Annotated in this window: 22 protein-coding genes; 9 read left to right on the top strand and 13 right to left on the bottom strand. The window is 58.6% G+C overall.

Annotated elements, in window-relative coordinates:
* Nucleotides 1–123: 123 nt before the first annotated feature.
* Nucleotides 124–1,284: a pyridoxal phosphate-dependent aminotransferase gene (locus QRN24_RS01960; protein ID WP_025204683.1), complete on the bottom strand. Its 1,161-nt coding sequence runs from the start codon at nt 1,282–1,284 to the stop codon at nt 124–126.
* 123 nt (nt 1,285–1,407) lie between these two features.
* On the opposite strand from QRN24_RS01960, the gene QRN24_RS01955 reads away from it, so the two are divergent.
* The 3 genes from QRN24_RS01955 to QRN24_RS01945 are packed head-to-tail and all read left to right on the top strand — an operon-like array spanning nt 1,408 to nt 3,247.
* On the top strand, nt 1,408–2,022 hold the full coding sequence (locus QRN24_RS01955) for a methylthioribulose 1-phosphate dehydratase (RefSeq protein ID WP_047955225.1): 615 nt from the start codon (nt 1,408–1,410) through the stop codon (nt 2,020–2,022).
* A complete protein-coding gene (gene mtnC, locus QRN24_RS01950; protein ID WP_040016916.1) occupies nt 2,019–2,708 on the top strand; it encodes an acireductone synthase in 690 nt (229 codons plus the stop codon). Before QRN24_RS01955 ends, mtnC begins: the two co-directional genes overlap by 4 nt.
* Nucleotides 2,705–3,247, top strand: coding sequence for a 1,2-dihydroxy-3-keto-5-methylthiopentene dioxygenase (locus QRN24_RS01945; protein ID WP_014169089.1), 543 nt, complete (start codon nt 2,705–2,707; stop codon nt 3,245–3,247). The genes mtnC and QRN24_RS01945 overlap by 4 nt, the downstream gene beginning before the upstream one ends.
* A 40-nt stretch (nt 3,248–3,287) precedes the next feature.
* On the opposite strand, the gene QRN24_RS01940 is transcribed toward QRN24_RS01945, so the two are convergent.
* A complete protein-coding gene (locus QRN24_RS01940) occupies nt 3,288–3,758 on the bottom strand; it encodes an SRPBCC family protein (protein WP_014169088.1) in 471 nt (156 codons plus the stop codon).
* A gap of 43 nt (nt 3,759–3,801) precedes the next feature.
* Nucleotides 3,802–4,818 carry an S-methyl-5-thioribose-1-phosphate isomerase gene (mtnA, locus tag QRN24_RS01935; RefSeq protein ID WP_025204686.1) on the bottom strand — a complete coding sequence of 339 codons (1,017 nt, stop codon included), beginning with the start codon at nt 4,816–4,818 and terminating at the stop codon, nt 3,802–3,804.
* A gap of 105 nt (nt 4,819–4,923) precedes the next feature.
* Here mtnA and mtnK point away from each other — a divergent pair, with 105 nt between their 5' ends.
* On the top strand, nt 4,924–6,123 hold the full coding sequence (gene mtnK / locus QRN24_RS01930; RefSeq protein WP_284942269.1) for an S-methyl-5-thioribose kinase: 1,200 nt from the start codon (nt 4,924–4,926) through the stop codon (nt 6,121–6,123).
* Between the two features lie 54 nt (nt 6,124–6,177).
* Here the strand turns inward: mtnK and QRN24_RS01925 are convergent, their stop codons facing one another.
* From QRN24_RS01925 to QRN24_RS01910, 4 genes are read right to left on the bottom strand one after another with little or no spacing between them, the layout of a single operon-like run.
* Nucleotides 6,178–7,419 (bottom strand): LVIVD repeat-containing protein, encoded by a 1,242-nt coding sequence (locus tag QRN24_RS01925; protein WP_050737401.1) that lies wholly within the window; start codon nt 7,417–7,419, stop codon nt 6,178–6,180.
* Nucleotides 7,416–8,480 carry a sugar ABC transporter substrate-binding protein gene (locus QRN24_RS01920; protein WP_020885017.1) on the bottom strand — a complete coding sequence of 355 codons (1,065 nt, stop codon included), beginning with the start codon at nt 8,478–8,480 and terminating at the stop codon, nt 7,416–7,418. Before QRN24_RS01920 ends, QRN24_RS01925 begins: the two co-directional genes overlap by 4 nt.
* A gap of 30 nt (nt 8,481–8,510) precedes the next feature.
* Entirely contained in the window at nt 8,511–9,506 is a 996-nt protein-coding gene (locus QRN24_RS01915) for an ABC transporter permease (protein WP_025204689.1), read from the bottom strand.
* A complete protein-coding gene (locus tag QRN24_RS01910; RefSeq protein WP_079231287.1) occupies nt 9,503–11,005 on the bottom strand; it encodes a sugar ABC transporter ATP-binding protein in 1,503 nt (500 codons plus the stop codon). The genes QRN24_RS01915 and QRN24_RS01910 overlap by 4 nt, the downstream gene beginning before the upstream one ends.
* A gap of 160 nt (nt 11,006–11,165) precedes the next feature.
* On the opposite strand from QRN24_RS01910, the gene QRN24_RS01905 reads away from it, so the two are divergent.
* Together QRN24_RS01905 and QRN24_RS01900 are read left to right on the top strand one after the other, a co-directional pair.
* A complete protein-coding gene (locus tag QRN24_RS01905; RefSeq protein WP_284942268.1) occupies nt 11,166–12,254 on the top strand; it encodes an oxidoreductase in 1,089 nt (362 codons plus the stop codon).
* A 57-nt stretch (nt 12,255–12,311) separates the two neighbouring features.
* Entirely contained in the window at nt 12,312–13,055 is a 744-nt protein-coding gene (locus QRN24_RS01900; protein WP_014169080.1) for an SDR family NAD(P)-dependent oxidoreductase, read from the top strand.
* 53 nt (nt 13,056–13,108) lie between these two features.
* Here QRN24_RS01900 and QRN24_RS01895 read toward each other — a convergent pair whose 3' ends face one another.
* Both QRN24_RS01895 and cstA read right to left on the bottom strand, forming a co-directional pair.
* A complete protein-coding gene (locus QRN24_RS01895) occupies nt 13,109–13,306 on the bottom strand; it encodes a YbdD/YjiX family protein (protein WP_014169079.1) in 198 nt (65 codons plus the stop codon).
* A 58-nt stretch (nt 13,307–13,364) separates the two neighbouring features.
* Nucleotides 13,365–15,470, bottom strand: coding sequence for a pyruvate/proton symporter CstA (cstA, locus tag QRN24_RS01890; protein ID WP_014169078.1), 2,106 nt, complete (start codon nt 15,468–15,470; stop codon nt 13,365–13,367).
* A gap of 281 nt (nt 15,471–15,751) precedes the next feature.
* Here cstA and QRN24_RS01885 point away from each other — a divergent pair, with 281 nt between their 5' ends.
* From QRN24_RS01885 to QRN24_RS01875, 3 genes are read left to right on the top strand one after another with little or no spacing between them, the layout of a single operon-like run.
* Complete coding sequence (locus QRN24_RS01885) at nt 15,752–16,474, top strand: nucleoside recognition domain-containing protein (protein WP_020885022.1); 723 nt, start codon at nt 15,752–15,754, stop codon at nt 16,472–16,474.
* Complete coding sequence (locus QRN24_RS01880) at nt 16,471–16,935, top strand: YjiG family protein (RefSeq protein WP_014169076.1); 465 nt, start codon at nt 16,471–16,473, stop codon at nt 16,933–16,935. The genes QRN24_RS01885 and QRN24_RS01880 overlap by 4 nt, the downstream gene beginning before the upstream one ends.
* A gap of 13 nt (nt 16,936–16,948) precedes the next feature.
* Nucleotides 16,949–18,061: a M20 family metallopeptidase gene (locus QRN24_RS01875; protein WP_284942267.1), complete on the top strand. Its 1,113-nt coding sequence runs from the start codon at nt 16,949–16,951 to the stop codon at nt 18,059–18,061.
* 47 nt (nt 18,062–18,108) lie between these two features.
* Here the strand turns inward: QRN24_RS01875 and entH are convergent, their stop codons facing one another.
* From entH to entE, 4 genes are read right to left on the bottom strand one after another with little or no spacing between them, the layout of a single operon-like run.
* On the bottom strand, nt 18,109–18,522 hold the full coding sequence (gene entH / locus QRN24_RS01870; RefSeq protein WP_014169074.1) for a proofreading thioesterase EntH: 414 nt from the start codon (nt 18,520–18,522) through the stop codon (nt 18,109–18,111).
* Nucleotides 18,523–19,278: a 2,3-dihydro-2,3-dihydroxybenzoate dehydrogenase EntA gene (gene entA, locus QRN24_RS01865; protein ID WP_020885024.1), complete on the bottom strand. Its 756-nt coding sequence runs from the start codon at nt 19,276–19,278 to the stop codon at nt 18,523–18,525.
* Nucleotides 19,278–20,132 (bottom strand): isochorismatase, encoded by an 855-nt coding sequence (locus tag QRN24_RS01860; protein ID WP_277492475.1) that lies wholly within the window; start codon nt 20,130–20,132, stop codon nt 19,278–19,280. Before QRN24_RS01860 ends, entA begins: the two co-directional genes overlap by 1 nt.
* A 10-nt stretch (nt 20,133–20,142) precedes the next feature.
* Nucleotides 20,143–21,753 carry a (2,3-dihydroxybenzoyl)adenylate synthase EntE gene (gene entE, locus QRN24_RS01855; RefSeq protein WP_277492476.1) on the bottom strand — a complete coding sequence of 537 codons (1,611 nt, stop codon included), beginning with the start codon at nt 21,751–21,753 and terminating at the stop codon, nt 20,143–20,145.
* Nucleotides 21,754–21,760: the final 7 nt, after the last annotated feature.

Genomic DNA, 21,760 nt, shown 5'->3' with positions numbered 1-21,760 from the left:
CTCTTTGTTAATACATAATCCTGACTTATATTTTATAACGCGCTTTCACGTTATTTTGACTGATATTACTCTCACTTATTATAGGCAGACCGCCGTTATTCTAACGTGAGAGGGATGAGACGCTCAGAGTGTATTCAGCCGCTCCGCCGCCGCGAGAAGCGTCGATTCCTGTTTCGCAAAACAGAGCCGGATCAGCTTATGCGGGAACGGGTCGGCGCAAAATACGGACAGCGGAATGGCAGCAACGCCCACCTCTTTTGTCAGCCACTGGCAAAAACTCACGTCATCCCGATCTGAAATCGCGCTGTAGTCCGCCAGCAGGAAGTAGGTCCCTTCGCAGGGTAAAATCTCCAGACGGCTCTGGCTTAGCGCATTCACAAACAGATCCCGACGCTGACGGTAGAATGCCGGCAGGTCGCGGTAGTGCTCCGGTTCGGCGCGCAGCATATCAGCCAGGGCCAGCTGGGCCGGCGTGTTTACGGCAAACGTCAGGTACTGGTGCACTTTACGCAGCTCAGCGCTGATGGCCGCGGGAGCCACGCAGTACCCCACCTTCCAGCCGGTCATATGATAGGTTTTACCAAATGACGATACCGCCACGGCACGCTCGCGAAGCTGCGGATGGGCCAGCACGCTGGCATGCCCTTCCTGCGCAAAACAGATGTGCTCATACACTTCATCGCTCAGCACGTAAATTTCACGCCCGGCAATCGCCTGCCACAGCTTAGCGAAATCGGCTTTCTGCCATGCGGTCGCCGACGGGTTGTGTGGGGTATTGATAATAACCAGACGGGTTTTGTCGCTCAGCAAGGCAGCAAACGCCTGCCAGTCCGGACGGAAATGCGGTGGCTGTAGCGCGATACGTTTCACCACGCCGCCGGAGAGTTCAACCGCCGGCGCGTAGCTGTCATAACTCGGGTCAAAGCAGATCACCTCATCACCCGTGCGCACCAGCGCGGTAATTGCGGCATACAACGCTTCGGTCGCCCCTGCCGTCACCGTGATGTCGCTGGTAGCGTCTGGCTTATAGCCATACAGCTCAGCCGTTTTGTCTGCTATGGCGTCCCGCAGTGCCTGCACGCCCGTCATCGGTGCATACTGGTTCGCCCCCTGCGCAACGTGGTACGCCAGACGTTCCTGCAAATAACGCGGGCCATCAAAATCCGGGAACCCTTGCGAGAGATTAATGGCGTTGTGCTGCTGGGCCAGTGCGCTCATTTGCGTAAAGATGGTGGTGCCAAGACTTGGAAGTTTACTCTGAGGAATCAATGCGTTATTGCTCATTGTGTTGTGCCTGCATGTAATACTTATGTTGCTGACACTATAACACGATGTTAGTCTTTGGCAATCAAGACGCTTAGACGTCTAAACAATATGAATATTCCTGACCGAGAGGGAAAAAGGAAGATGACCGACAACCTGCAACTCACACACCTGGTCGACGCCTGCCGCTGGATCGGCGCCAAAGGCTGGGCTCCCGCGACCGGCGGCAACATGTCCGTGCGTCAGGATGCGCATCTGTGCTGGCTCAGTGAATCCGGTAAAGATAAAGGCAGCCTGACCACCGACGATTTTCTGCAGGTGGAGATTGCGACCAACCGTGCACCCTCTGGCCGCACGCCGTCGGCTGAAACCGGGCTTCACACGCTCATCTATCGTCTGTTTCCCGAAGCCAACGCGGTTCTGCACGTCCATACCGTCAATGCCACGGTCTTGTCGCGGCTGGTCAAAGAGCCCGAACTGAAGATCACCGGCTTTGAGATGCAAAAATCCCTCTCCGGGCAGAGTACGCATCTGGATACGGTCGCCATCCCGGTGTTTGATAACGACCAGGATATCGACGCGCTCGCCGTGCGCATTGCCGAATACGCTCAGACGCACCCGTTTAATTATGGTTTTCTTCTGCGCGGTCATGGCTTAACCTGCTGGGGACGCGATGTGGCCGAGGCCCGCCGTCATCTGGAAGGACTGGAATTCTTATTTGAATGCGAAATGCGTTTACGACACTGGGAGAGAGTATGATTCGCGCGATTGTGACGGATATTGAAGGGACCACCAGCGATATCCGTTTTGTCCATGATGTTTTGTTCCCCTACGCGCGTGAGCGTCTGGCGGCCTTTGTGTCCGCGCAGCAGTACGCCGAGCCGGTCAAATCGATTCTGGACAACCTGCGTGATGAAATTAACCACCCGCACGCCAGCGCAAGCGACCTTATCGACACACTCTTTACGTTTATGGATGAAGACCGCAAGTCAACCGCGTTAAAGGCGCTGCAGGGGATCATCTGGCACGACGGCTACGTTAACGGCGATTTTACCGGCCACCTCTACCCGGACGTACTGCCTGCGCTGGAAAAATGGAAAGCGCAGGGTATTGATCTCTATGTTTATTCCTCAGGCTCCGTCGCGGCGCAGAAACTGTTATTTGGCTACAGCGACGAAGGTGATATTACTCATCTGTTCAGCGGCTATTTTGATACCCACATCGGTGCCAAGCGCGACGTGCAGTCTTACCAGAACATTGCGGCACAAACGGGTATCCCCCCGTCGCAGATCCTGTTCCTGTCGGATATACATCAGGAGCTGGACGCCGCTGAGCTGGCAGGTTTTCGCACCCTGCAGCTGATTCGCGGCGATGATGACGGTGCAAGCCATCACCATCAGGTACACCAGTTCGACGAGATTAACCCGGAGCAGATCCCTTCATGAGCGCATTGACCATTTATTCCGATAAAGACCCCAGTCAACCTCGCTGGCACAGCACCGACGCTGCCGACATCGCCCAACAGCTCAACGCCAGAGGGGTGCGTTTTGAGCGCTGGGCCGCAGACCGCGACTTAGGCCGCGATCCTGCCCCCGATGCGGTTATCGCGGCTTATCAGCATGCGATCGACACGTTAGTGGCAGAGAAAGGTTATCAAAGCTGGGATGTCATCAGCCTGCGTGCCGACAACCCTCAAAAAGAGGCGCTGCGCGCTAAGTTCCTGAACGAGCATACCCACGGGGAAGATGAAGTGCGTTTCTTTGTTGAGGGGGCGGGGCTGTTTTGCCTGCACATTGGCGACGAGGTGTGTCAGGTATTGTGTGAGAAAAACGACCTGATTTCCGTGCCCGCTGGAACGCCGCACTGGTTTGATATGGGCTCAGAGCCGAACTTTACCGCCATTCGTATTTTTGATAACCCCGAGGGGTGGATTGCGCAGTTCACTGGCGATGCGATTGCGGATGCGTATCCGCGTCTGGCATGATTTTTCCCCTCTCCCTCCAGGGAGAGGGGGCGAAAAAACGTCAGTGTTTCAATCCCTTCGTATACGCCACCAGCTGGTCCAGCACAATGCCCCACCCTTCGTGGAAGCCCATCTGTTCATGCTGCTCGCGGATTTCCGCCGTTGGGTGGCGAGCAATGGCGGTATAACGCGTTTTGCCCTCCCCCACATCATCCAGCAGTAGAATGGCCGTCATAAACGGCTTTTCGGCGGGCTTCCAGCCTTCCGTATAACCGTCGGTAAAGACCAGCTTCCTGCCGGGATCGATTTCGAGAAACACCCCCCGGTTATCCATCCGTTGCCCGTCTACCTCAAACACCGTGTTAAATCGCCCGCCAACGCGCAGGTCAAGATCACACTCGGTCACTTTGTGCGGAACCGGAATGAAGAAGTTTTTGATGTGCTCGGGTGTCGTCCAGCAGAGCCACAGCAGATCGCGCGGGGCATCCACCACGCGTTCCAGTTTTAAGTCTGTATCAGGATCAAGCGTCACGTGACTGTCCTCCTAAAGGGAACCCCTTAAAGGATAGTCGTCCTCAGGCGAATTTCCCTTTTGCCACCTCTTCCGGCGTGACGATGCCCGTATCCAGCACCCAACCGCTTATCAATGCCGCTGGCGTGACGTCAAAGGCCGGGTTGTAGACCTGCGCGTTTTCAGGAGCCCACTGCACCGCGCCAAAGCTCCCGGCCACGCCCGTCACTTCACTGGCCGCACGTTGTTCAATGGGGATTGCCTCACCGTTCGGGCACGCCGGGTCAAGCGTGGTATGCGGGGCGGCGACATAGAACGGAATACCGTGGAACGTTGCCAGAACCGCCAGAGAATAGGTGCCAATTTTATTCGCCACGTCGCCGTTGGCCGCAATACGGTCTGCGCCCACCCACACCGCGTCAACCAGCCCTTTTGCCATCAGGCTGGCGGCCATGGAATCGGCGATCAGCTGGTACGGCACGCCCAGTTCGCCGAGTTCCCATGCGGTCAGTCTTCCACCCTGCAACAGGGGGCGGGTTTCATCCACCCAGACAGAGCTGACGCGTCCTTCCTGATGCGCGCGGGCAATCACGCCGAGCGCGGTGCCAACCCCTGCCGTCGCCAGCCCGCCGGTATTGCAGTGGGTCAACAGACGGCTGCCGGGTTTCACCAGCGTACTGCCGGCATTCGCGATGGCCTCGCACAGCTGCTTGTCTTCATCAATCAGACGCAGCGCTTCCGCCACCAGCGCAGGCACAAAATCCTCCTGCCAGAGAGCCAGCTTCATGCGGTCGAGGTTGTTCATCAGGTTCACCGCCGTCGGGCGGGATGCCCGCAGGGTCTCCAGCGCCACAGCCAGTTCATCACGGCTTTTGCCGTTTTCCGCCAGAAGGGCCAGCAGCAGGCTTGCAGAGAGACCAATCAGCGGTGCCCCGCGTACGCGCAGGGCGTGAATATGGCCGACCAGCGCCTCTACCGTCGAGGCGTCAAGCCAGCGTTTCTCCTGAGGAAGCGCCTGCTGATCGAGAATAAATAACTGATTCTCCGCCACTCGCAGGCTGGTCGTCTGTAATGTCTGCATGTCGTTAATTCCCTGTTGCGTTGTTGTAGCACATTGTGTCAGGATGAAATCCAGATGTATAGACGTCTAAATGTCTTTATTAGCTAAACCAGTGAGGAACAGGCAATGTCGCAATACCGTACCTTTACCGCCCAGGATGCCGTGGAGTATGCAAAGCAGTTCGGCGGCCTTGATGATCCCTCATCGCTGGTGGAGGCGCAGGAAGTGGGCGACGGTAACCTCAATCTGGTGTTCAAAATTTACGATACCGAGGGCGTAAGCCGCATCGTTGTTAAGCAGGCGCTGCCGTATGTGCGCTGCGTCGGCGAATCCTGGCCACTGACCCTGGATCGCGCCCGCCTGGAGGCGCAAACGCTGATCGAACACTACCAACACAGCCCGCAGCACACGGTGAAAATCCACCACTTCGACCCCGAACTGGCGGTGATGGTGATGGAAGATCTCTCCAGCCATGCCATCTGGCGCGGGGAGCTGATCAAAAATACCTACTACCCGCAGGCGGCGCGTCAGCTGGGTGAATACCTCGCGCACACGCTGTTCCATACCAGCGACTTTTACCTGCACCCGCATGACAAGAAAGCGCAGGTCGCGAAATTCCTTAATCCGGAGATGTGCGAGATCACCGAAGATCTGTTCTTCAACGATCCGTACCAGGTCCACGAACGTAACAACTACCCTGCTGAACTGGAAAAAGACGTTGCCGCCCTGCGCGATGACGCTCAGTTAAAAATTGCCGTGGCCTCGCTGAAGCACCGCTTCTTCTCACACGCTGAAGCCCTGCTGCATGGCGATATTCATAGTGGCTCGATTTTCGTGGCAGACGGCAGTCTGAAAGCCATCGACGCAGAGTTCGGCTATTTCGGCCCCATCGGTTTTGACGTCGGCACCGCCATCGGCAACCTGCTGCTCAATTTCTGCGGCCTGCCGGGGCATCTGGGTATTCGCGATGCTGCCGCGGCCCGTGAACAGCGTCTGACCGACATTCAGACGCTGTGGAACACCTTCGCGGAGCGCTTCCAGATCCTGGCCAGTGAGAAAACGCGCGATGCGGCACTTGCTGCCCCGGGCTACGCCTCTGAATTCCTGAAAAAGGTATGGAAAGACGCGATCGGATTCTGCGGCACGGAGCTGATTCGCCGCAGTGTCGGTCTGTCGCACGTGGCGGATATCGAGACCATTCAGGATGAAGCAATGCGCCACGAATGCCTGCGCCACGCGATTACGCTTGGCAAGGCGCTGATTGTGATTGCCGACCGTATCGACACCGTCGAAGCGCTGGTGGCGCGGGTGCGTCAGTACAGTTAAACGCCTCGGCCCTCTCCCGATGAAGAGGGCCGTCAGAAAGACACCAGCGCGCCGTTACCCCAGATACTCAATCACCGACAATCCACCGTTATAATCCGTGCTGTAGATAATGCCCTGCGCATCGACAAACACATCGCATGACTGGATCACCTGCGGTCGATTCGGCCGCGTATCCATCATCCTCTCAGGCGCCGCCGGCACCAGCGCACCGGTTTCAACCGGACGGTAAGGATTGGAAATATCAAACGCGCGCACGCCCGCATTCTGCCAGGTCGCAAAAATCAGCGTAGAGCTGACAAAGCTTCCCGGCCGGTTCTCGTGCAGGTTGTGTGGACCAAAATGCGCCCCTTTGGCCACATAATCCCGCTCCTGCGGCTGCGGGAATGTGGAAATACTTACCGGGTTCGACGGCTCGCGAATATCAAACAGCCAGATGAACTTCTCACCGTCCTCCTGGTTATCCAGCACCGCTTCATCCAGCACCACCAGCAGGTCACGATCCGGCAATGGCAGCGCGGTGTGCGTGCCACCTCCAAACGGCGGGCTCCAGTTGCGATGGCTAATCAGCTTCGGCTGCGTGCGATCCTTCACGTCCAGCAGCGTCAGTCCCCCGTCGCGCCAGCTCCCGTAAGCGGTATCCCCGGCAATAATCGCGTGGTGCAGCGCGTAGCGTTTACCTTCCGGCCAATTGGGTTGCTCACCGTCGGCCTGGTTCATCCCCGGCAGCCACCAGCGCCCGGCCACCTCAGGCTTTTTCGGGTCGGCCAGATCGATCGTCAGGAAAATATAGTCGGTAAAGCCGTCGATCAGCGCCGAAACATACGCCCAGCGCCCGCCGACGTACCAGATACGGTGAATGCCGATGCCGCTCAGGGATAAAAAGCCGATCTCACGCGGTTTGTCAGGGGTGGAGATATCAAACACCCGCATCCCGGCGCTCCAGCCTTTGTCCTGCACGTCGCGTACGGTTTCCCCTACCTGACGGGTGTAGTAGACCTTTTCGTCAGCGAAACGGGCATCCGCGAACAAGTCTCGCGCATTAATGACCAGCAGGAGATCGTCGTGCGCCTGAAGATGAACGTTCCAGGTGCCGGGCGGCGCGGGCATATAGCCTGCCGGTTTGGGATGTTTCGGGTCGCGCACGTCCACAATGGAAAAGCCCTGCGAGACCATATGCCCGATGTACGCGAAACCGCGATGCACCATCAGCTGCACGCCGTCCGGGCGACCGCCCTGGTCGCTATGGCCAATCAGCCGCATATTGCGGCTGTATTCAGGCGTGGGAAGCACACTCATTGATGTTTCGCTTCAAGCGTCGCAAACCACGGGGCGATAAAATCTTCGGTCTGACCCCAGCCTGGAATGATTTTCCCCAGCGACGCCACGTTCACTGCGCCTGGCTGGGCGGTCAGCAGCGCCTGCGGGATCGCCGCCGCTTTGAAATCATACGTGGCGGGTGTGGTTTCACCGGCAATCTTGTTGGCAATCAGACGTACGTTGGTTGCACCAATCAGCTTCGGATCCACCGCCACGCTCACTTTCCACGGGCTGCCTGGCTCGCGCATCAGCTGAAGATCCTGGTTTGAGATATCGATGCTGTAGAGTTTGATCTCGGTGCGGCCGTTCTCTTTCAGGGCTTTGTAGGCCCCCTGGCTGAAGGCATCCCAGGTTCCCCAGATGGCGTCAATTTTGCCTTTCGGGTATTTCGCCAGAATAGCGCCCACTTTATTCGCGGTATCTCCCTGCACGTCAGACGAAACGGCACCGATAGACTCCAGCTCTTTAATGTCCGGATACTGCTTCTGCAGCGCTTTATAGGCTGCCTGACGACGTTCCATCGGCGGGAAACCGGCAACCCACAGCTTCACGATGTTGGCTTTGCCGTTGAAATCTTTTGCCAGCTGGCCGAAGGAAAGATGGGTCAGGGAAGCATCATCCTGCTGGGTCACGGTCACCCCGGGAATGTCGCCCTGAACGGCGGTATCAAACACCGACACTTTAATGCCGGCATCGACGGCTTTTTTCACCAGCGCGGTCGCATAGGGGTCGCGCCCCTGAGAGAGGATAATCCCGTCATATTTCTGGCTGATCGCCTGATTAACGAAGTCCTGGAATTTGGCGTCGTCGCCATTGCTCAAAAAGGTGCTGACCTTAAAGCCGAGCTTTTTGCCCTCCTGAATGGCACCGGCGACAAACTGCGTGGTGTTGTCGTCAGAGCCGAGGTTACGGATCACCGCAATACGGATGGGGCCGTCATGATTTGCAATGGCGGGCGGAAGCGGTGCGGGGGTTGCCGCAAGGCCTGGCAGCGACGTCAGTAACCCTAATGCCACCAGAGAGAGGGTGATTTTTTTCATTCTGTTTTCCCGTTGTGTTGTGATCAATCGTTAGCGTTTTTGTATGTAGGTAATCGCCAGCGCCACGGCGAGCACCAGCCCTTTTATAATGTCCATCGCATAATAGGGTACGGAAAGCATCACCAGACCGTTCGACAGCACGCCAAGAATGACTGCCCCGACGAGCGTACCCAGCGCGTTCGGTTTTCCGGACCCGGCGAGCGAGAAGCCAATCCACGCCGCCGCAACCGCATCCATCAGATAGCCGCCGCCCGCATTCACCTGTGACGAGCCAATCCGCGAGGCCAGTAAAATGCCGCCTAGTCCGGCGAGCAGAGAGGCAATCACGTAGGCCGCCACCTTGTAGCGCGTGGTGCGAATACCGGAGAGACGTGCCGCCTCCGGATTACCGCCGATGGCATACATGCGTCGTCCATGGGTGGTCAGTGACAGCCCCAGCTGTGCGAGGATCGTCACCACCAGCATGATGATCACGATAGTCGGCACCTGTCCCAGCAGGCTGAACGCCGCCGGAATGGTCCCCTCAGCCATGTCGCCGCTCGGCAGCACCATGTTTTCGGTAATTGACCCGCCGTAGCTGTAGGTCATCGCCACGCCCTGGATAACAAACAGGCTGGCAAGCGTGGCAAGCATGTCCGGGATCCGCAGGATGACAATCAGAAACGCGTTAAACAGGCCAACCAGGGTACAGAGCGCCAGGGTAATCAGTATCGATTCGGTGGTGCCGAAGCCGTACCAGACGAACAGTGACACCACCAGCGCGTTAGCCAGCGATGCCGTTGAACCAACCGACAGGTCAAACCCGCCGATGGTCAGCGAAATTGACACCCCGATAGCAATCACCGTCACGATGGCAATTGAGCGCAGGATATTGATAATGTTGTTCGGATCGAGGAAGTTGTCCGACGCCAGGCCAAAGATGGCCACCAGCGCCACCACGGTCAGCAACATGCCCCACTTGTAGAGAAAATCAAAAATTTGCTGACGGCCAGACGCCGCCGCCGTTACTGAAAGGGCCTTGCTCACGACGCCGTTCCTCCGGTTGAATAATAAAGTAGTGTCTCTTCGTGGGCCTCGGCCCCGGCGATTTCCGCCACAATACGTCCGTCCCACAGCACGCAAATGCGATCGCACAGCCCCACCAGTTCAGCGAATTCACCGGAGGCGTAAATCACCCCTTTGCCCTCGCGCGCCAGGCCGTCAATTAACTGGAACAGATCGGTTTTCGCTTTGACATCGACGCCTTTGGTCGGCTCATCGAAAATCAACACGCTGGCGTCGTTGCGCAGCCACTTGCCGATGGCAATCTTCTGCTGGTTGCCCCCCGACAGACGACGTAGCACCTGCCCCGGCCCACGCGCACGCACGCCGACGCGGGCAATCACCTCTTCCGCCCAGCGCCACGCCTGACGGTGGCCGAACAGACTCCAGCGCGAGAAGCTGTTATCCGCGGTGACCGCCAGGTTCATGCTCACCGGTTCATCAATAAAAATGCCCTCTTTACGCCGTTCCTCCGGTACCAGCGCCAGACCGCGCAATACCGAATCCGCCGGATCGCGCGGCTGCCAGGGCTGATGATTTAGCTCACCACGCGCTACACGGCTTTTGCTGGCCCCAAACAGCGCCTTGCAGAGTTCCGTTTTGCCCGCTCCCGCCAGCCCGGCAATGCCCAGAATTTCGCCTTTTCGCAGGTGCAGGGAGATATCTTTCAACAGCGCGTCATCGTGCAGCCCTTCCACGCGCAGTAACGTCTCGTCACTGTGCGCAGGACGGGCCGGCGGATAGATATCGTTAAGCTCATGGCCAAGCATCTTCTCAACGATTGCGTCACCGCTGAGGTTCGCCATCGGGCCGGATTCAATCAGCTTGCCGTCGCGCAGCACGGTTAAGGTGTCGCAAATAGCGTTCAGTTCGTGAATACGGTGAGAGATAAACACCACGCCAATCCCCTGCTTTTGCAGACGTCTCACTACGGCGAAAAGCCGTTCGCTTTCATGGCTATCCAGCGGCGCGGTCGGTTCATCCAGAATCAGAAAACGGCAGTGGTGTGAGAGCGCCCGCGCCAGCAAAATCTGCTGCTTTTCTGCCAGCGTGCAGGTGTCGACGATGCGTCGCACATCCAAAGCGATACCCAGCTGCGCCAGCGCCTGTTTCGCCTGCTGGCGGATTGCGCGCCAGCGATAGCGATGCCCCGTCTGTGCGAGCTGATCGAGCATGATGTTTTCGGCAATGCTCAGCCCTGGTATCAGCGCGACGTCCACTTCCTGCTGCACCAGGTGGATACCCAGCCGTTTGGCATCAAGCGGCTCGCGGATCGTCACCGGCTGGTTATTAATGCAGATCTCACCTTCGTAGCGATCGTAAGTGCCGCACAGCACCGCCATCAGCGTCGATTTCCCCGCGCCGTTTGCGCCGGTCAGCGCATGCACGGAGCCGCCCATTAACGTCAAATCCACGCGCGACAACGCCTGAAAGCCGGAAAAGGCCAGGCTGATACCGCGCATCTCAAGGCGACTGGAAACCATCCGCGTTAAATCCTTCTTTCATATTGTGATTTATCGAATTTTTCACAGCTCCGGTTGACTGACAACGACGGAAAAGGCATAAGATAAAGCGAAATATTATTAGCCATCCGGATGTCCAGACATAACATCGGGTTAGCGCTTGCTAAAAAAAGGACAACACATGAGCAACACCGATATCCGCGTCGTGCCGGGCCCGGCGAACTATTTCTCGCATCCGGGAAGCCTTGCGCACCTGAATGATTTCTTTACGCCGGAACAGCTCTCCCGCGCGGTGTGGATTTATGGCGAACGCGCCATTGAAGGCGCGCGCCCTTTCCTGCCGGAAAGCTTTCACGCGCCGGGGGCAAAACATCTGCGCTTTAAAGGGCACTGCAGCGAACGTGACGTCACCGATCTGGTGACGGCGTCTGGCAATAACGCCAGCGTGGTGATTGGTGTCGGCGGTGGCGCACTGCTTGATACCGCCAAAGCGGTGGCGCGCCGTCTCGGCGTGCCGGTGGTGGCTATTCCCACCATCGCCGCCACCTGCGCCGCCTGGACGCCGCTCTCCGTCTGGTATAACGATGCCGGTCAGGCGCTGCAGTTTGAGGTGTTCGACGATGCTAACTTCCTGGTGCTGGTGGAACCGCACATTATCCTCAATGCCCCAGCGGAGTACCTGCTGGCAGGCATCGGCGATACGCTGGCGAAGTGGTATGAAGCGGTGGTCCTGGCCCCACAACCCGAACACCTGCCTTTGACCGTACGCCTGGGGATCAACGGCGCGCTGGCGATCCGCGACGTGCTGCTTTCCCGTAGCGAAGAGGCGCTGGCCGACCAGCAGCGTGGCGAAGCGACGCAGGCGTTCAGGGACGTTGTGGATGCCATTATTGCCGGGGGCGGAATGGTGGGCGGTCTGGGCGAGCGCTATACCCGCGTGGCGGCCGCGCATGCGGTGCACAACGGTTTAACCGTTTTGCCGCAAACGGAAAAATACCTGCACGGTACCAAAGTGGCCTACGGCATTCTGGTGCAAAGTGCGCTGCTCGGCCAGGATGACGTGCTGGCCGAACTGGTGGCGGCCTATCAGCGCTTTACCCTGCCCACCACGCTTCACGAACTGGAGGTGGATATCAACAACCGCGACGAGCTGGACAAGGTCATTGCCCATACGCTGCGCCCGGTGGAATCTATCCACTATTTGCCGGTCGCGCTCACCCCTGCGGTTCTGCGCGCCGCGTTTGAGAAAGTGGAATCCTTCAGCCGTTAATCGTTCCGACCGACTATACCTAATGATGATTCTCATCACTCTCGCAACGAGGTCATCATGCAGATCGATTTAACAGGTAAGAAGGCGCTGGTTACTGGCGCCAGCCGTGGGTTGGGTCGTGCCATCGCACTTTCACTGGCACGCGCCGGTGCCGATGTGGTTATTACGTATGAAAAATCCGCCGACAAAGCCCAGGCGGTCACCGAAGAGATAAAGGCGCTTGGGCGCCACAGCGAGGCGATCCAGGCCGACAGCGCCAGCGCACAGGCCATTCAGGATGCGGTTACCCATGCGGCGCGCTCCCTGGGCGGGCTGGATATTCTGGTCAACAACGCCGGGATCGCACGCGGCGGTCCGCTGGAGTCCATGACGCTGGCGGATATTGACGCCCTGATTAACGTCAATATCCGGGGCGTGGTGATCGCCATTCAGGAAGCGCTGGTGCATATGTCTGACGGCGGGCGCATTATCAACATCGGCAGTTGTCTGGCAAACCGTGTGGCGATGCCCGGTATTGCCGTCTATTCGATGACCAAATCTGCACTCAACTCCCTTACCCGGGGTCTGGCTCGCGATCTCGGCCCGCGCGGCATTACCGTGAACCTTGTGCATCCTGGCCCGACAAACAGCGATATGAACCCGGAGGATGGAGAACAGGCTGAATCTCAGCGCCAGATGATTGCGGTGGGACATTACGGCCAGCCGGAAGACATCGCCGCCGCGGTCACCTTCCTGGCCAGTCCTGCCGCCGGACAAATATCCGGCACGGGACTGGATGTCGATGGCGGGTTAAACGCCTGATCGCATGTTGAATGTAAACAAAAGCAGATCAGCCTTTGTTTACCGAAAGAGGGTTAACAGCACTTCGCGCCGCCCTTGCCGCCGTAGCGGGCGTCCTGGCGGTCGCGGAAGAAAGCTTCATAGGTCATTGGCGTCTGGTCAGGGTGGTTGACGCGCATATGCTCGACGTAGTTGTCGTAATCCGGTACGCCGATCATCATTTTGGCGGCCTGGCCCAGGTATTTTCCTGCTTTGGAGAGGGTGTCGAACATAGTGGATGTCTCGTCTTTTATCCCCTCTCCCCGGCGGGGAGAGGGTGAGGTTGAGCGATTAATGCGCCCCTTTCGCCTGGGTCACAATCTCTTCCAGGTTCTCAGGCATTGGCTCATACGGTGTCTCTTTTGCCGTCGGCTTGTCTTCTTTCAGCGCCGCCAGTGCAGTCTTCAGAGAATACAACGCCAGCACCACAACCACCACCATAAAGAAGATGGTCAGCCCGGCGTCCAGACGGTTGTTAAACACCAGCTGCGACAGCTGTGATTCCGTATATTGCGCCGGGATCTTACCGCTGTCGATCATCGCCTGGAACTTGTTGGCAATAGCCAGGAAGCCCACCTTGTTGTCCGGGCTGAAGGCTTTCTGCCAGCCTGCCGTCAGGGTACAAATCAGCAGCCATGCGGTTGGCAGTAACGCCACCCACGCATAACGCTGACGCTTCATCTTGAACAACACTACCGCACAGAGCATCAGCGCCATGCCCGCCAGCATCTGGTTGGCAATACCAAACAGCGGCCACAGGGTGTTAATCCCCCCCAGTGGATCGACGACGCCCTGATGGAGGAAATATCCCCACGCCAGTACGCACAGCGCCGTTGCCAGCAGGTTCGCCGGTAATGAATCGGTACGTTTCAGGTTCGGTGAGATCACCCCCAGCAGATCCTGTAGCATGAAGCGTGCCGCACGCGTTCCTGCATCCACCGCCGTCAGAATAAACAGCGCTTCAAACAGAATGGCGAAGTGATACCAGAACGACACGTCCATCAGCCCGCCCAGCGCGCCGTGCAGAATATACGCCATACCCACCGCCAGCGTTGGCGCGCCCCCCGCACGGGAAATAATAGACTGCTCGCCCACTTCACTGGCGATATGGGTCAACGTGTCTGGGGTAATGGCAAAGCCCCAGCCGCTCACCACCTGCGCGGCAGAGGCCACCACGTCAACGGTGCCGGCCGGTGCCAGCAGCGCCATTGGGCTGTTCATCGCGAAGTAAACGCCCGGGTCGATAATACAGGCCGAGACCAGCGCCATTATCGCCACGAACGATTCCATCAGCATGCCGCCGTAGCCAATCAGGCAGGCCTGATTCTCATTGGCGAGCATTTTCGGCGTGGTACCGGAGGCAATCAGCGCGTGGAAGCCAGACACCGCGCCACAGGCGATGGTGATAAACAGGAACGGGAACAGGTTGCCGGTCCAGACCGGGCCGGTGCCATCAATAAATTTGGTCAGCGCAGGCATGGTCAGCGTCGGGCGCATAATCAAAATGCCGATTGCCAGCCCCACAATCGTGCCGATTTTTAGGAAGGTAGAGAGGTAATCGCGCGGGGCCAGCAGCAGCCACACCGGCAGCACCGCCGCCACAAATCCGTACCCTACCAGCATCCACGTCAGCTGTACGCCGGTGAAATCGAAGAACGGCGCCCACGTCGGGCTCTCAGCCACCCAGCCGCCGGAGATAATGGCAAACACCAGAAAGACCAGGCCGATGACCGACACTTCACCAATGCGTCCCGGACGCAGGTAGCGAATGTAGATCCCCATAAACAGCGCCAGCGGAATGGTAAAGGCCACGGTATAGGTTCCCCACGGACTGTGGGTCAGCGCTTTCACCACGATCATCGCCAGCACCGCGAGGATGATCACCATGATCATAAAGGTCGCGATCAGGGCGATCACCCCGGCCGTGGCTCCCATCTCCTCTTTCACCAGCTCACCGAGCGAACGTCCGTCGCGGCGGGTGGAGACGAACAGCACCATAAAGTCCTGCACCGCACCGGCCAGTACGACGCCCGCGAGGATCCAGATCATCCCCGGCAGGTAACCCATCTGCGCCGCCAGGACTGGCCCCACCAGCGGGCCCGCGCCGGCAATCGCCGCAAAATGGTGACCGAACAGCACTTTCTTGTCGGTAGGCACATAGTCCAGACCGTCGTTATGACGAACCGCAGGCGTCATGCGCGTGCCGTCGACCCCTAACACCGTCTTCGCGATATAGCGGCCATAAAAACGGTACGCGATCAGATAAATACAGACCGAGGCGACAACGATCCACAGCGCGTTGATCTGTTCCCCCCGGTTGAGGGCGATATAGCCCAGGGCAAATGCTCCCACAACGGAGAGCCCTGCCCACGTAAGGTATTTCCCTGAGTTGTTCATAGTTGTTGTCCGTTGTTGTGAAACAGTGAGATGTTACATTTTGTTTCTAGAACAACGCTCAAAATTTAACAACTTTGAAACGCAATAATGCGTGGTCAAACCAGACATTTACACCACATTGTTAAGCCGATCACCTTCCGCTGAAACACCCCTGCCGCCACGGGTCACACTTTTGCCTTTTTCGTCCCGACACCGCCTTACGAAATGATTTGTATCATTTTTTTTGCTCAAAACCTCGCCAGAATGACCCTGCGCAATCGCGTGCATACAAGGAAAAGGATATGAACAGTTCAGTACCTCAGGATCTCAAGGTCGGGCCCGGCGCGTACGTTGCGCTGGCATTCGCAGCCGTTTTCTTCTCTGGCCTGCTGGGCGGAAAAGAGTGGTACGGCGTGTTTGATTTCACCACCCTCAACGGTGCGTTTGGCAAGGTGGTCAGCAAGGCCAGTCTTGAAGACGGCACCCTGACTACCGCCACCAGCGCCTTTCGCGGTACCGGCGGCAGTGGCGCAATGGACGGGTTTCTCTTTGCGCTCGGTTTAATTCCGGCCGTGATGTTTGCGCTCGGGATGATCAACGTGCTGGAGCACTATGGTGCGCTGCGTGCAGCCCGTAAGCTGTTAACGCCGCTGCTGCGCCCGCTGCTGGGTATTCCGGGCACCACCGGGCTGGCGTTGATTGGCAGCCTGCAGAGCACCGATGTGGGTGCATCCCTCACCCGCAACCTGTCCGATGAAGGGCAGATTAGCGAAAAAGAGAAAGACGTTTTCGCCATGTTCCAGTTCTCCGCCGGGGCGATGATCACCAACTTTTTCTCCTCTGGTGCCATCCTCTTTACCCTGGTCGCCGTTGACGGGACGGCCGCGGTGCCGACCTCCATTGGTGCCTGCATCGCCGTGATGTTCATCATGAAGATTGTCGGCGCGAATCTGCTGCGCCTGATCCTGACCGTCATCGGCAAAGATGCCCCTGAGCAACAACCGACACAAGGAGAGACCGTATGAGTGCCCCACAATCTCATCCCGTGATTACCGATGTGTTTGTCGAAGGCGCACGCAAGGGCTGGAGTATTGCCACCGGCAGCACCCTGCCCAACGTGGTCATGGCTTTTATCATCATCAAGGCGCTGGAAATTACCGGGGCACTGAAAGGGCTGGGGATGATCTTCTCCCCGCTGATGGGCCTGTTTGGCCTGCCGGGTGAAGCGGCTGCCGTGCTGATTGGCGGCTGGATGTCGATGGGCGGTGGGATCGGCGTGGCGATCGGCCTGTTTGATAAAGGCATTATTACCGGCGAGCACCTGGCGATTCTGGCACCTGCTATCTATCTGATGGGCTCACAGGTGCAGTATCTCGGCCGCATTCTGGGTGTGATCGGCACCCGCGCCAAACGTATTCCGCTGATGATTGCCATTTCGGTCATCAACGCCTTCTTAGCCATGCTGCTGATGCGCATTATTCTCTGAACAGGACGTTACTATGAACCTTGACCATTATATTGAAGAGCTGAAAACCCTGGTGAACGTGGACTGCGGCACCCGTACTGTCGCAGGCGTCGAAACCGTGGCTGGCATTATTGAAACGCTCTGGCAACGCGAAGGCTGGCACATCGAACGGGTCAATCTGGGCGACAAGGTCGGCCCGGGCGTATTCGTCAGTAATAAGCCACAGGCGGCACAGTTCGACGTTCTGCTGGTCGGCCATCTTGATACGGTATTTGCCCCCGGCACCGTCGCCGAGCGTCCGCTGAGCGAGGACGCCACCCGTCTTTATGGCCCTGGCGTATCGGATATGAAGAGCGGCCTGCTGAATATCTTGTGGGCGATGCGTGAGCTGGACGCAGCCGACCACGATCGTCTGGCCATTGCGATCGCCATGAATCCCGACGAGGAGACCGGCTCCGTCTATTCACACGAATGGATTGGCGAACTGGCAAAACGCGCCCGCTGCGTGCTGGTATGCGAAGCCGCGCGCGCCGACGGTTCGCTGGTGAAGGCTCGCAAAGGGATGGCGGGCTATCACCTGACGTTCAGCGGCGTGGCGGCACACGCGGGTAACGAACCGGAGAAAGGCCGCTCGGCGATAACCGCCCTGGCAAACAGCATTATTGCCATTAATGCCCTGACCGACCAGGAACGTGGCACCACGCTCAACGTCGGCGTGATCCACGGCGGCAGCGCGGCAAACGTGGTGGCCGATAAAGCCGTTGCCGAGCTGGACGTGCGTTTCTGGGAAAACGATGAGTACAGCCGGGTGAACCAGGCGCTGGAGGCATTGTGTGAAAAAGGCTTTTTAGAGGGCGTCACGACCTCGCTGGCGCGCGTGAACCACAAACCGGCGATGGCAGCGAGTAAAGCCACGCAGGCGCTGATGCAGCAGGTTGAAGCGGCAGGTCAGGCGGAAGGAATAGCCATTACCTGGCAGGCGGTCGGTGGTGGCAGTGATGCCAACCACACCGCCGCGCTGGGCATTCCGACCCTGGACGGGCTGGGGCCAATCGGTGCCGGGTTCCACAGCCCGGCGGAGTGGCTGGATAAAGCGTCGATTGCGCCGAGAATACGCTTGTTGAAGCGGGTGATTTCAATGCTGTAAGCCTTCCCCCTCTCCCCAGCGGGGAGAGGGGTGTTGACCGTGCAACGCTAGCCCAAAATTTGGGTACTCAACCGGCAGGTACAGCACCGCCGTCCCTGCTCGTCGAACACCACAATCTCCCAGCTCTGGCTGGTTCGCCCAAGATGCAACGGCTGACACACTCCGCGCACCTTCCCATGCGATACCGCGCGATGGTGCGTTGCGTTCAGCTCCGTTCCCACCACGCTTTGTCCGTCGCGGGTCATCAGAAACCCGGCCATCGACCCCAGCGTTTCCGCCAGCGCCGCCGATGCCCCGCCGTGCAGCAGACCGAACGGCTGATGGGTACGCGCATCCACGGGCATTTCGGCCTCAAGCGTATCGTCACCGATGCGGGTATAGACGATGCCCAGATGCGCCACCATGGAGTTCAGACTGGTGGCGTTCATTTCTTCACGCGATAAGTGACGTTTCCAGATCATCTACGCCCCCAGCGTGGAGCCGCCGTCCACCACGATATCCTGCAACGTGATATGGCTGGCAGCATCGGAGGCGAGGAACAGCACCGTGCTGGCAATCTCCTGCGGACGGGCGATTTTGCCCAGCGGAATACCGAGCTTGAACTGCTCGCCAAAGCCGCGAATACGCTGCTGCTCAGCATCGTCGCTTTTCCACAGGGTGCGCTGCATATCGGTGTCCGTTGACCCGGGTGACACCAGATTACAGCGCACGCCACTGCCCGCCAGCTCAAGCCCGACGGTCAGCGCCAGGCTTTTTAGCGCCGCTTTCGACGCACCGTAGGCGCTCATGCCGATACGCGGCGTGTGGGCCGCGTCAGACGCCACGGTGACAATCGCCCCGCTTTGCTGGCGACGGAACTGGCCCATCGTCTGCTGGAACAGGTTAAATGCCCCGCCGACATTAACCGCGAAGGTCTGCTGCCAGTCCTCCTGCGCAATCTGGTCGGTCGCGCCCATACGCAGAATTCCCGCCGCGTTCACCAGCACGTCCAGACGCTCAAGCCTTGCCAGCGCACGCCCGCATACCTCGCGGACCTGTGCGGCATCCGCGATATCCAGCGTTTCGGTGGCAAAGGGATACGCTTCCTGCGGGAAGGCCAGGTCAAATCCGGTGACCTGCGCGCCCGCTTCAACAAACGCCCGCGCCGTCGCGTAACCGATGCCCTTACCCGCGCCCGTTACCCAGACGGTTTTGCCGGTAAAATCGAACCCCGCCATCACTTCACCTCGCGGGAGAGCAGCGCCCACCAGGCGTCGAGGGTGGGATTTTTCGCCAGCATCACAAAGTCGATATCGCCGTGCACTTTGCGCCAGCGGGCGGCCAGCGCCATCATGCGCACCGAGTCCAGACCGTAGTCGATCAGGTTTTCGTCATCCATCGGCTCATCTGATTCATCCAGCAGCGGCAGGATGATGTCACGCAGCGCCGCTTTCGTGGCCGGAATGGACTGCAGCAGGTCGTCCGTCATAACCACCCGGCCGGCGCGCCCTGCGACGTAGTTCAGGGACATCAGGTGCTCATCGCGGGTAAAATCGGCCAGCGCATCGGCGATAAAGAACGGTTTGATATCCCGCATAAAGGCGTCTGTAGCGGTCGTCATGCAGCCAATATGGGCGTAAACCCCGGTGATCAGCAGCTGGTTGCGCCCCGTCTCTTTCAGCATCAACTCCAGCGGCGAGCGGTGGAACGCGCTGTAGCGCCACTTCACCAGTACCGTATCGGCTTCATCCGGCGTCAGCTGAGACACAATGCGCTGCTGCTCTGGTGAGCGGGTCAGCCCCGGTCCCCACATATCGTTCAGCAGGGCGCGGTCTTCATCGCTCTGCGCTTTCGGCTGCGCGGTGTAGTAAACCGGAATATTGTGTTGCTTGCAGTAATCGCGAAGTCTGGCGATATTCGCGACCACCTGGGCCATCATCGGGCTGTTTTCGCCCCAGAAGTTCAGGAAATACTCCTGCATATCATGGATCAACAGCGCGGCACGTTCTGGCTCAAACGCCCAGTTCACTTTGTTGTCTGGCAGGTCTGCGGCCGTCGGCAGCGCATAAGCGGTTAATTGTGGAATGGCCATACTCTGTTCCTTAGCCCCGGGCGCGTTCAGCTAGCCACAGGCGCAACTGTTTCTTATCGACTTTGCCGACGGGCGTTAACGGAAGCGCATCAACGCTCTCCACGCGGTCCGGCAGTTTAAATTCTGCAACGCCCTGCTCACGCAGGAAGCGGCGCACCTCCACCGCACGCAGTGGCTCTTTCACCACCAGATACGCGCAGCTCTTTTCACCCAGCAGGCTGTCCTCCATGCTCACCAGGGCCGCGTGGATCACCGCGTCGTGGCGCAACAGCAGGTTTTCAATCTCTTCAGCGGCAATCTTTTCGCCGCCGCGGTTAATCTGATCTTTCTCCCGTCCCTGAACGGTGATGTAGCCCTGTTCGTCAATGGCGATCAGATCTCCGGAGCAGTAAAAGCCGTCCGCATCAAAGGCGCTGGCGTTGTGCTCCGGACTGTTGAAATAGCCGCGGAAGGTATACGGCCCGCGGGTCATCAGACGCCCGACTTCACCGCGCGGGAGCGGATTACCGTGCTCATCCGCCACCCACACTTCGTCATCCGGGCACATCGGGCGCCCCTGCGTATTGATAATGCGTTCCGGCGTATCATCGAGCGCGGTGTAGTTCACCAGCCCTTCCGCCATACCAAACACCTGCTGCAGCTGGCAGCCAATTTCTGCCGGAATACGCGCCGCGAGCGTCGCGGACAGGCGCGCCCCACCGACCTGCAGCAGCGTCAGCGATGAGAGCGGGGCATTCCCTGCACCGTCGGCAATCGCCTGCAGCCACAGGCTGACAGCCGGGGGCACCAGCGAGGTAACCGTAATCTGATGTTTTTCTATCAGCGGGAAGCAGATTGTGGCGCTCGGATCGTTTGCCAGCACCACGCAGCCCCCCGCCGTAAAGACGCCTAACGAGCCGGGTGAGCTCATGGCGTAGTTATGGGCCGCTGGCAGCGCATTCAGATAACGCGTGTCCGCGGTAATCCCGCAGATCGCATTGCTGCGACGGATGCTGTAGTCATAGTCGTTATGCGTACGCGGGATCAGCTTCGGCGTGCCGGTGCTCCCGCCCGAGAGCTGGAAGAACGCCACTTCGTCGGCAGGAGTCGGGTTCGGAATGAAATTTTCTGCCGGATGCGCAATCGCCGCGTCCAGCGCATGTTCACCTTTGTCGCCGCGCAGCAGCACGACGCGTACCGAACGGTGCTCATCGACAAAAGTATTGAGGAAGTCATCCCCTGCAAACAGGGCGTGCTCGCGATCGGCTATCAGCAGCGCAGGTTTGATCTGCGCGGCGTAGGCGTTCAGCTCCGAGCGCTGATGGCTAAAGAGCGCATTGACCGGCGCCACGCCCACCTGCAGCAGGGCGAAAAAGGTGATGTAAAACTCGCACACGTTGCCAAGCTGCACCAGCGCCGTTTCACCGCGATGAAGCCCCAACGCCTGCAGCCGCGATGCCAGGTTATTCACGGCCTGGTTAAACTCGCGGTACGTTATGCGACGGTCACCGTCGACGATCGCCACCGCATCGTTATTCTCCTGATCCGTCAGGATGTGGGTCAGCGGCAGATCCTGCCAGTAGCCTTTTTCACGGTAGCGCCGGGCAAAATCCTCGGGCCAACGGGTAAAGGGAAGGGTCATGAGTGTT

Source organism: Enterobacter sp. MEB024 (genome assembly GCF_030209635.1).
GTDB classification, from domain to species: domain Bacteria; phylum Pseudomonadota; class Gammaproteobacteria; order Enterobacterales; family Enterobacteriaceae; genus Enterobacter; species Enterobacter ludwigii.
Note: the sequence above shows the minus strand (reverse complement) of the source record. Positions and strands in the feature narration are given on the sequence as shown.

Excerpts from the sequence above, each read along its gene's own strand:
- QRN24_RS01960 (WP_025204683.1), bottom strand. The coding sequence starts at position 1,284 with ATGAGCAATAACGCATTGATTCCTCAGAGTAAACTTCCAAGTCTTGGC.
- QRN24_RS01955 (WP_047955225.1), top strand. The coding sequence starts at position 1,408 with ATGACCGACAACCTGCAACTCACACACCTGGTCGACGCCTGCCGCTGG.
- mtnC (WP_040016916.1), top strand. The coding sequence starts at position 2,019 with ATGATTCGCGCGATTGTGACGGATATTGAAGGGACCACCAGCGATATC.
- QRN24_RS01945 (WP_014169089.1), top strand. The coding sequence starts at position 2,705 with ATGAGCGCATTGACCATTTATTCCGATAAAGACCCCAGTCAACCTCGC.
- mtnA (WP_025204686.1), bottom strand. The coding sequence starts at position 4,818 with ATGCAGACATTACAGACGACCAGCCTGCGAGTGGCGGAGAATCAGTTA.
- mtnK (WP_284942269.1), top strand. The coding sequence starts at position 4,924 with ATGTCGCAATACCGTACCTTTACCGCCCAGGATGCCGTGGAGTATGCA.
- QRN24_RS01925 (WP_050737401.1), bottom strand. The coding sequence starts at position 7,419 with ATGAGTGTGCTTCCCACGCCTGAATACAGCCGCAATATGCGGCTGATT.
- QRN24_RS01920 (WP_020885017.1), bottom strand. The coding sequence starts at position 8,480 with ATGAAAAAAATCACCCTCTCTCTGGTGGCATTAGGGTTACTGACGTCG.
- QRN24_RS01910 (WP_079231287.1), bottom strand. The coding sequence starts at position 11,005 with ATGGTTTCCAGTCGCCTTGAGATGCGCGGTATCAGCCTGGCCTTTTCC.
- QRN24_RS01905 (WP_284942268.1), top strand. The coding sequence starts at position 11,166 with ATGAGCAACACCGATATCCGCGTCGTGCCGGGCCCGGCGAACTATTTC.
- QRN24_RS01900 (WP_014169080.1), top strand. The coding sequence starts at position 12,312 with ATGCAGATCGATTTAACAGGTAAGAAGGCGCTGGTTACTGGCGCCAGC.
- QRN24_RS01895 (WP_014169079.1), bottom strand. The coding sequence starts at position 13,306 with ATGTTCGACACCCTCTCCAAAGCAGGAAAATACCTGGGCCAGGCCGCC.
- cstA (WP_014169078.1), bottom strand. The coding sequence starts at position 15,470 with ATGAACAACTCAGGGAAATACCTTACGTGGGCAGGGCTCTCCGTTGTG.
- QRN24_RS01885 (WP_020885022.1), top strand. The coding sequence starts at position 15,752 with ATGAACAGTTCAGTACCTCAGGATCTCAAGGTCGGGCCCGGCGCGTAC.
- QRN24_RS01880 (WP_014169076.1), top strand. The coding sequence starts at position 16,471 with ATGAGTGCCCCACAATCTCATCCCGTGATTACCGATGTGTTTGTCGAA.
- QRN24_RS01875 (WP_284942267.1), top strand. The coding sequence starts at position 16,949 with ATGAACCTTGACCATTATATTGAAGAGCTGAAAACCCTGGTGAACGTG.
- entH (WP_014169074.1), bottom strand. The coding sequence starts at position 18,522 with ATGATCTGGAAACGTCACTTATCGCGTGAAGAAATGAACGCCACCAGT.
- entA (WP_020885024.1), bottom strand. The coding sequence starts at position 19,278 with ATGGCGGGGTTCGATTTTACCGGCAAAACCGTCTGGGTAACGGGCGCG.
- QRN24_RS01860 (WP_277492475.1), bottom strand. The coding sequence starts at position 20,132 with ATGGCCATTCCACAATTAACCGCTTATGCGCTGCCGACGGCCGCAGAC.
- entE (WP_277492476.1), bottom strand. The coding sequence starts at position 21,753 with ATGACCCTTCCCTTTACCCGTTGGCCCGAGGATTTTGCCCGGCGCTAC.